At 71.2% G+C, this 8864-nt stretch carries 4 protein-coding genes and 1 pseudogene; 1 reads left to right on the top strand and 4 read right to left on the bottom strand.

What is annotated here, in order from left to right:
• Positions 1-231, top strand: a pseudogene (locus O3Q52_RS15960) (hypothetical protein); the annotation flags it as partial.
• Between the two features lie 830 nt (positions 232-1061).
• Here O3Q52_RS15960 and O3Q52_RS15955 read toward each other — a convergent pair.
• The 4 genes from O3Q52_RS15955 to O3Q52_RS15940 are packed head-to-tail and all read right to left on the bottom strand — an operon-like array spanning position 1062 to position 8862.
• On the bottom strand, positions 1062-2483 hold the full coding sequence (locus O3Q52_RS15955; RefSeq protein ID WP_269649438.1) for a hypothetical protein: 1422 nt from the start codon (positions 2481-2483) through the stop codon (positions 1062-1064).
• A complete protein-coding gene (locus tag O3Q52_RS15950; RefSeq protein ID WP_269649437.1) occupies positions 2473-3855 on the bottom strand; it encodes a hypothetical protein in 1383 nt (460 codons plus the stop codon). Before O3Q52_RS15950 ends, O3Q52_RS15955 begins: the two co-directional genes overlap by 11 nt.
• A 52-nt stretch (positions 3856-3907) precedes the next feature.
• Positions 3908-5326: a hypothetical protein gene (locus tag O3Q52_RS15945; RefSeq protein WP_269649436.1), complete on the bottom strand. Its 1419-nt coding sequence runs from the start codon at positions 5324-5326 to the stop codon at positions 3908-3910.
• Entirely contained in the window at positions 5326-8862 is a 3537-nt protein-coding gene (locus tag O3Q52_RS15940; RefSeq protein ID WP_269649435.1) for a hypothetical protein, read from the bottom strand. Before O3Q52_RS15940 ends, O3Q52_RS15945 begins: the two co-directional genes overlap by 1 nt.
• Between the last annotated feature and the right edge of the window lie 2 nt (positions 8863-8864).

Below are 8864 nucleotides of genomic sequence, written 5' to 3'. Positions count from 1 at the left end.
CGTTTCGACCGGGCCCGCCCGCTCCTCCTGGCCGCCGACTTCCCCGCCTTCCGCCCCTGGCACAACCACCTCACCCACCCCCGCGGCCACATACAGCTCAGGCTGGGCCACGACGGCCTCTGGTACGCCTACGAGTCGGAACCGGGCCACGACGACTGGTGGCCCAGGGGCACCCCCGACCTCGACCCGGTCGGCGCCCTCACGGGCCTCGGCTCTCCGACCGACCTGTGAGCGCGAAACCGTTCGCGCGCCCCCACCTTTTTTCCGGGATCCCGGAGGGCCGTAACGCTCCGCTGACCTGCCCTCCGGCCCGCCGCGAGACATGTGGTGGCTCCGTGCAGGCCGCGTGGACAAATCGGGCTCGTTTCCGCGACCACAGGTGCGGAAGTTAGCGTGGAGCGGTGAGTGAGATGAAGTCCCCAGCCCTCCAGTACCGCTTCGACGGCCCGGAAGACGCCCCCGTGCTCATCCTCGGGCCCTCGCTCGGTACGACCTGGCACACGTAGGCGGAACCGTCTTCTGGCGTCCACGTGGTCCAGGTCGGGAGGTTTGTCCTGGTCAGGGCCTTGTGGTTCAGGTGCGTCGACACAGTTGGTGACACGCATGTGACCGCTGTGACTGATGTTGACTCCGTCGGCTCGTTCCGGCGGGAGTTCTGTTCGCGGGGGTGGGGTGCGCTGCAGCGGTCGGCTGTGGCTTGGCATCGATGCCTTGAACTGCGCGCGAGGGACTACGACGGTGTGCAATGTTCGGCGCGGGCGCCGTTGTACTCCGGCTCTCCGCTTTCGAGTACGCGGAGCAAGGACGCTGTGACGACACGTGTACAACGGCCGATGCGTAGCACGCGACACGGGAACTCCCCGCGACGAACAGGCCGTAGCAGGTAAGGCTGACCGCGGCGGCACCGCCCGGGGAACTTCGCACGTATGGTTCCCGCCGAGTGTGCCGGGCGGGACTTCGTGGTGCTTTCCTCGGCCGCCAGGGGTGGGTGGGCGCCGGCCGCCTCGTCGTGTCGCCCGAAGCGGCGCGCAGGAGACTCGCAGCCGAGCCCTGCGGAAGTCTCATGGGCGATCCCGGGTGCGGCGGGCCTCCCCGAAGTCCCACAGACAAACAACCGACCTGTCTCCTCCGGTCGACCTCACCCGGACGTTCACGTGGGAGAAGAAGGTCGTCAGAAACGGCCGCCGGTCTGTCCAGCGCTCCGCGAACCAGTCACCGAGATCCTCGTGGAGCAGCAGCTCCGCCATGGGCGCGCTGCACACCGCCAGCAGGTCACCCGGCCGGGTCTCCAACCGGGCCCAGTGCAGCTCCGGCGCGGCGGTGGGGAGCCGCGCCTCCCGCGCACCGGTGAAGACCTCGTCCCAGGCGCCGTCCCGCAGCCGCAGTACGGAGCAGTCGCCAATTCCGAAGGCCACATGCTCACGCAGCTGATGATCGCCCAGTTGGGACAGCAGTCCGGTGAGCGCGACCTCGACCGCCGCGTCCCCCGGCGCACCGGTGGTGCCGGCACCGACGCTCGCTCCGCCGGCTTCGTTGCGCCCCACCAGACGCACGGAGCGAGCCACACCCTGAACGGCCGTGCGCAGCAGGCCCCCCAGCTCCCCGTCCTCGGCCGGGACACGCGCGGTGGCGTAAGAGGCCGGATACAGCTCGCTGCCGAGCCGCCCGCCGTAGTGGCCGAGCTGAGCGGCGAGGCTCCGGCAGGCCCGCTCCGCGGCCGACCGTGACCACTGCCCGCGCGGGGCACCCGCGGCCACCGCACTGAGCAGCGTCGGGGAGGGAATCTCCTCCACCACCCCCAAGAGGACCGCGTCCCGCCGGTGCTCGCCGTCCTCGCGTTGCCGGTCGCCCCGGACGGAGGCTGCCCGGGCGATCAGCGGGCCGAGATCGGCACCGTCGATGGTGCTGTCGGCTGCGGAGTCCCTGCCCAGCGGCAGTCGCCGCGGTACGGCGGGGGAGAGCGGCGGCCCGCCGGGCGCCTCGGGAGCCTTGGCCGCGTCCTGCGTGCGGTTGTGAGCAGCGAGGGCCGCCAGCGCCTCGGCGAGCCGAGCAGCCACTTCCATCTCGACCTTCGCTTCGAAGGCGGCGGTCAGTCGCGCCTCGACCTGAGCTTCCACGTGTGCCTCCAACGCGGCGGCCACCCTCGCCTCTACCTCCGCCTTCAGCGCGGCAGCAAGTCGCACCTCCACTTCCGCCGCGATGGCAGCCTCCGCGCTGCCCGTCACCTCGGCGAGCCGCGACCGCAGGACACCAATGTCCGAGAGCGCCTGGTCCCGCTCTCCGAGGCGCTGGGTGAGCTGGACCTCGTACGCCGCGCGAGTCCGCTCCAGTTCCGCCGCGACCAACTCCTTGTCGGGCTGCGATGCCTGTACCGACGCGCGGCGCGGTCCCCGGCTGGCCGCGACGGCCAGTACACAGCACAGGGCGAGGGACACGAGCAGTCCGGTGAGCAACGCGACCAGGCCGACCGGTTCAATCTCCATGCGGCCGAGCTCCCTTCGTGGCCAGCCGACGCACAGTTCGCTCCGCGAGCGCGGACGCGGCGAAGGCTTCGAGATGGTCCCAGAGTTCGCGCCCGTCGCGTTCCCCGAGCGATTCCGATGCCCGGATCGATTCCCTGGGCGGGGGCGCTGCCGCCGGCCCGGGCGTGGGCCGTTCATGGCGGTCCGTCAAGTCGAGGCAGCCCATCCGGATGTCGCGGCACGCGGCCAGCAGCCGCTGCACGGTCAGCCCGGGAACCCGGCGAGGAGCCTCGCCGATCAACGGACGCAGAACGCCATCGCTCAACGCGGCCAGCCCGGAGGCCGCCCAGTCAGCCTCCGCCTGCCGCACGGTGTAACCGGGCCGCCGAACCGCCCCGTCGAGCAGCCGCGCCGCCAGTCCAGCCTCCGGCAAGGCCAATGCGTACACCCGCAGCCCTTCGGCCGCGGGCCCGACGGTCCGGCCGCCGCGCCCGCGCAACCAGCTGCCCAGATCCGCCATTCCATGCCTCCCGCGCAACCCGGCCACGGTCGCTACCAGCACGACCGGCGGCGCGTACGGCGCCCGCCGGACCTGGTCCAGCAGTCGTGCGAGCACCTCGACCGCAGGCGAGGGCCTCGCTTCCCCACCGAGCTCGTCGGCGGGCAGCACGGCGAGCACGAGGTGCGCGGCGTGCAGCACTTCCAGGGCCTGTCGGCGCAGCGCGCGCCCGGTCGCGGGTCCGGCCCTGTCCGGCGCTACCACGGGTAGATCGACGACCTCGATGCACAGGCTGCCCCGGTCACTGTCGCCCGGAGTCGGCCAGGGCAGGGGAAAGGCACGGAACGGCGCGCGGATCACTGCCGGCGCGGACAGCACCGATGCCACGGAGGTATCCAGGGCCGCCGACACCGGACCGGCGGCGGTGAGGTCCTGGCAGCGGCGCAAGGTACGAGTGACCGCTTCGGTGCCCGCGCAGTCCGGGCGGAAGAAGGGGCCGGCCTCGCACGCGCGGACGCGGAGCCAGGCCACCGTGCCGGGCGAGGCGCGCAGTGTCTCGCCCAGCAGCTCAGGACGGGCGGTCAGCAGCCGGGCCAGCCGGTCGAGCGCCGCCGACTGGGCGGGCGCCAACCGCAGTTCGGGGCGGTCGACGGCGGTGTGGAGCACGGAGACCGGAAGAAGGTCCGTATCGAAGGGCGGATCGGCGATGCGCAGCCCGGCCAGCAGCGGAACCAGCCCAGGGCCGCCGCCGGTACGGGCCACCACGACCCGGAGCGGAACGCGTCTCGCGTCACCGCCCCGTGCACCGAGCATCGCCACGTCGGCTGCGAGCTGTGGGGACAGTCCGGCGGCACGTCCCACCCCGGACGTGGCGAGCACCGCGCTCGCGCGCACCCACCATGGGCCGTTCCGCGTGTGGCGACGGGTCCCCGCTGTTCCCGCCATGTCACAGCCCGCCGGGGTTCGGCGGCTCGGGGCGCGAGACCACCCTGCCCGGGAACTCCGTCCCCTTTCCGCCGCGTCGGCGCAGTGGGGTCTGGAGCACCCAGTGCACCAACTGCTCGTCCCGACTCTTGTCGCCCCTCACATTGTTGCTGGTGAACGTCGAGAGCTCGGGCTCGTGCCAGGTGTGGGTCTCGTCGAAGACCAACTCATGGTCAGCCTTCCGGGCCAGCGGCTGAAGGATGCCCGACACTTCCCTTCGCCACCGCCACCACCAGCTGTCCGGGGCGGCGGCCGCTGGTTCGTGGTGCAGTCCGCCCAGTACGAGGTCGAGTTCCAGCGCGGGGCCCAGCTGAGTTGAGGGGGTCCAGTCGGCTCCGCCGCTCAGTGCGCTGGCGGCGGTCTTCAAGCTGGTCACCAGAGCGTTCCGGTACTTGTCCCGTCGTTCGTGCCGCAGGGCGGCAGGAGTGCCGCCGGGCTCGAGGACGGCTCGCAGCTCCGGGTCGAGCTCCGCCAGCCGCAGTGCCTGTCCCGCCCGTGCGGCCCACTGGAGCCTCGGGCCGTGGACGTCCTCGGTCATGACGTCGCCGATGCGGAGAGCTTCGAGGACGTCCCGCGGCGCCTCGGCGGCGGCCCTTCGCAGCGCCCTCTCGGTGGTGAGGGCGAGCGGCAGGACAACCCCTTTGTGCAGATCACCGAGCACGGGAACAGGGTGGTCTTCCGGCTCGGCGGACGGCGCGGCGGCGGTGCCGAGGCACTCGCGTGCGGTCCTGGTGAACTTGTCCCGCCAGGTGGCGACGTCCTTCTCGGGCAGGCGCAGCAGGGCGATGTGCAGTGACTCCCAGGATCCGGCCATCTCCTTCCCGGTGACGGGCCCGGGCGGACGGCGCTGCCACGTGCCGACGTACCTGCCGTGGACCCTGTGCAGCTCATCGCCCAACTCCAGCAGCCGTGCGGCACATCGGCCCTCCAGGTCGACGGCGACCGGACCGGGCCCGGTCGGCGTGGTCACGGGATGGGGCTCGGGACGCGTTGCGGTCACCTGGGGCTCGGACCGGGTTGCGTTCACATCCGGCGACTCCGTCCCGGTTCCGATGTCCGTTCCTTCCCCGCTCGTCCGCGGGGCTGCCCCCGTGCCCCCCTTCTGGCCGGCAGGCTCCGTTCCGGCCGTGGCGGGGGGCCTTGCGGCGGCGCGGATGGCGAACTCGAGCTCTGTGCCGGCCCGCTTCACCAGGTAGAGCACCTCGTCGGGGTCGCTCTCGTACCGTTCGCCGTACGCCGTTGTCTCCGTCAGGGTCTCCGCACAACGGCGCAGGGCGTCCAGCAGCGTCTCGCGGCTCGCCGACGGATCCGCGACGAGGACCTCGGCGACGGCCTTGGCAAACGCGTTCCAGTGATCGGCGGCGGTGCTGGTATGGGGCATCAGTGGCTCCCGTTCGTGGGGTCCCAGTGCTTGTTGAAGTTGCTGACACCACGGTTCATCGGCCGGTGCAGTACCCGGCCGGGACGCTGCTCGACCTGCCGCAGTGTCTCCGCGGGCAGATAGGGGACGGTGCCCCGGTGCACGCGGAGCCGGCCGTGGGCGTCCAGCGTCGCCGAGTGCTCGCCCTGGCCCGGGGCCGGGAGCCGGCCAAGGTACTCGGGTTCGCCGCTGCCGTCGCGCAGCAGATAGAAGTGGTAGTTGCCCCGGATCGGCGGCGCGTCGAGAACCGCCACCCGGCCCGGCACCGGTGGCTCCTCGGAATCGGTGGTGTCGTGGAAGAGCTCGCCCAGATACGTCTCATCAGCGCCCGTACCCGAACGTGTTCCTGCACCCGGACCGGCGGCCCGCGGCGCCGGGAACACCTCGACCAGGTCCGGTGCGCCCGCGTCCGGCACGCCCAGCGACACGCAGATGCTCCCGGGCAGTGACCACTGGCCGAGCGAGGCGTTGAAGGCCAGACCGGGCAGTGCGTCGTTCAGTTCCAGGGGCTGACCGGTGACCAGCAGATGCGGTGTGCCGTTGCAGAGCAGGATGTAGGAGAACAGCCGGTGGTCCATCTCCAGTTGGTAGTTGATCCCCCTGCCGTCCATCCTCCGCCAGACCTCGCCCAGCGGTTCCTTCATCGACTCCGCGTCGGCGGCCAGGAACAGGTTGAAACTGCCCCACTGGATCGAGTCCTTCGACGAGACGGCCCGATACAGCAGTACCAGGTCGCTCAGCGGCTGCCAGCCAGTACGGACACCTCTGGTGCCCCGCGCGTCCAGCTCGATGAAGGGGGTGCCGGCGCGGAGCACCGGCAGCACCCTGGCCTCAGCGGTCACCGGACCGAAATCGCTTGGCAGCGCGGAGAAGAGCCCCTGGGTCCTGATGTCGAGATCGCTCAGCCGGATCACCGCGTCCGTGGCCCGCAGCCGAGTCCGCTGTCCGCCCAGCACGCCCGCGAGTGCGTGGGTGGAATGGGCCCAGGCCGCGCCGAGCGAGGTCGCCTGTTTGGCGATGAACCCCTTCTCGACCGCGAGGGCGGTGGGGTTCCAGCCGAGCCGGACCTGCGAGTCGGCGTCGACTTTGGTGAGTACGTCGATGACGTTCTCGCGCACCTGCTCCAGTGCGCTGCTGCGGCCGGAGAGCACCACCTGGTCGAGGGCGGGCACCGGATGCGGGTCCAGGCCCTTGGCGACGCGTCTCGTGTTCTCCTCGTGGATGCGGGTGAAGACCGTACGTACGAGGTCGCCGCCCATCTCCGCGGCCCGGCTCAGTACCGGTTGCAGCAGCTTTCGGAAGTCGGCGGGGTCGAGCCTGACCTCCTTCGCCTGGCCGAGCCCGTGCGAGCAGGCATCGAGAATCGCCTGGACACGATCGGTCCTGATCGTCCCGGCAGCCGCCGAGCCCTCGCCCCCGCTGCCGTCCGCGCCCTTGCCCAGCTCGCGTTTTTGCCGCTCGGCCTCTTGCCAGAGCAGAGTGAAACGGCGCCGCCGCCGGTCGCGCTCCGCCTCGTCGTGCACATTGTCGCAGCGCGTCGGAAGGTACTCGTCGAGTGTGCGATGGACGTCCGGGGCGACGATGACGTTCAGCATCTCGGCGGCCTGGTCGGCGATCCGGGTGGAGAGCGTACGGGCCACGGATTCACCGTCCGCGCCGCTACCGGGTGCCGCGCCGGGGCTGCTGCCACCGGAGCGCAACTGGTCGACGAAGCAGGCTTTGATCCAGTAGAAGACCTGGAGCGTCAGCAGATCGCCGCCGAGCTGGCCGTGCCCCGTCGAGCCCAGCAGTTGCGGTTCGAGCCTGTAGTCCCGGCCGGAGACGAACTCCTCCTCCTTCGCCAACTCCGGTGTCTGGTCCACCAGGGCGAGCCGCAGCAGGGCGATGTCGGTGGTGCCGCCGCCGATGTCGATGGCCAGCAGAATGCGATGCCAGGTCGGCGGGTCGTCGCTGACGTGCCGCGACCGGGAACGCAGCGCTTCCAGACCGAGGTTCTGGTTGTCGGACAGCTCCCGCATCACGAAGAAGAGACTCGCGGCCAGCCCCTCGTCGTAGTCCATCACCACCTGCGGGATGCCGAGCCCGGTGCGTACGAGTTTTTCGAGCCGGAGCTTGATCTCCGGCAGGATGCTCGTCGGATAGGTGATGACGGCGGTGCGCAGCCGTGGCTCCGTCCGGTCACCCTCGCGGCTGGTGAGTTCCTCCGCCCGTTCCACCAGCCGCAGATACATGTGCTGGGCCAGATGGACGGCGCTCATGTCGGTGCCGCCGACAGGGGGCGGCGGATGTTCCAGGAGGGCGCGCTTGATACCGGTGATGGCGCCGTCGGAGTTCTCCCCGCACAGCTCGAAACGCCGGTCCTGCGGCAGTGGATCGACGCCGGGCTCGTCCTCGGCAGGCCTCGGCTGCTCGACCAGAGCGCTCGCCGGGGCATGGGTGCGCTTGTCGGTGACGTCCGCGTAGTCCACGGGCCGCAGCTTGTGGCGGTCCAGCGCCGGAGTGCTCATGACGCGGGCGTAACCGTCGTAGAGGCGCGACACCAGCCAGTCCCGCAGCGCCGGACTGCTGTCCTGATGCAGGCTCTGCTCCACCTTCACCATCAAGGCGTCGACGACATCGGCGTCGTTCAGCCGCGCGAGGGCCTCCCGCCCGGTGACCCGCTGTCCGCCCCGGCGACCCAGTACGAGTCGGCTGGACATGATCGCCTCGACCACCTTGCGCCACTCGGTGGGAGCGTCGGGCGGAGGTTCCAGCAGCTCTCTCAGCAACTCGGCGAGAGCCGCCGTCTGATCGGGGTCGACCAGCCGGTGGGTGATGTTGCCCAGGTCCCAGAGCGTCGCGGTGGACGCGGTCGAGCCCAGATCGACGACGACGAACTGCTGGAAGTGGTCGCCCGCCGGCTGCGGGGTCCGCAGTGCCAGGAACTCGCCGTCGTTCTCGGGCTCGAAGCCGGAGTCGAACCCGGAGGCTGCTTCCGCCGCAGGCGGTGGCTGCTCACCCGGCGGCGCGAACTCCACGGTGACGCTGCCGCGAGCGGTGTAGTTGCCCGCCGGGCCGGTGTAGTCGACGGACCAGTGCACATCGACCCGGAGGTGCCTTTCGGGGAACGGAGCACCCGGTGTCGCCGTCCGAGGATCGCCGCACACCAGGCTCACGGGCAGCCGGGCGCTCGAGGAGAGGACACGGAGCCCGTCCACGCTGACGATGGTGTACTCCTGCGGGACCCAGACCGTCTCCAGGGCGTGCGCCAGTTGGGCCGGTATGGGCTCCCCGGGTTCGGCGCGGACCTCGACGCGGGGCGGCAGATGGACGGTGAGGTAGCCGAAGTTGCCGGGCTCGCGCTCCACCAGTACCTCGGGTAGGGCGAAGCCGTCCTGGTCGGCGTAGACGCGGAAGTGCCGCCGACCGAGCGCGACGACGCCCGGGTGGGGCGTGGCGGCGGCTTCGGTACGAGTGGGGGGCGGGACACGGAAGGAGATCTCCAGTGCGCTGCTCATGG

Source organism: Streptomyces sp. ActVer, assembly GCF_027270795.1.
GTDB classification, from domain to species: domain Bacteria; phylum Actinomycetota; class Actinomycetes; order Streptomycetales; family Streptomycetaceae; genus Streptomyces; species Streptomyces umbrinus_A.
This window is presented reverse-complemented; position numbering and strand designations above follow the sequence as displayed.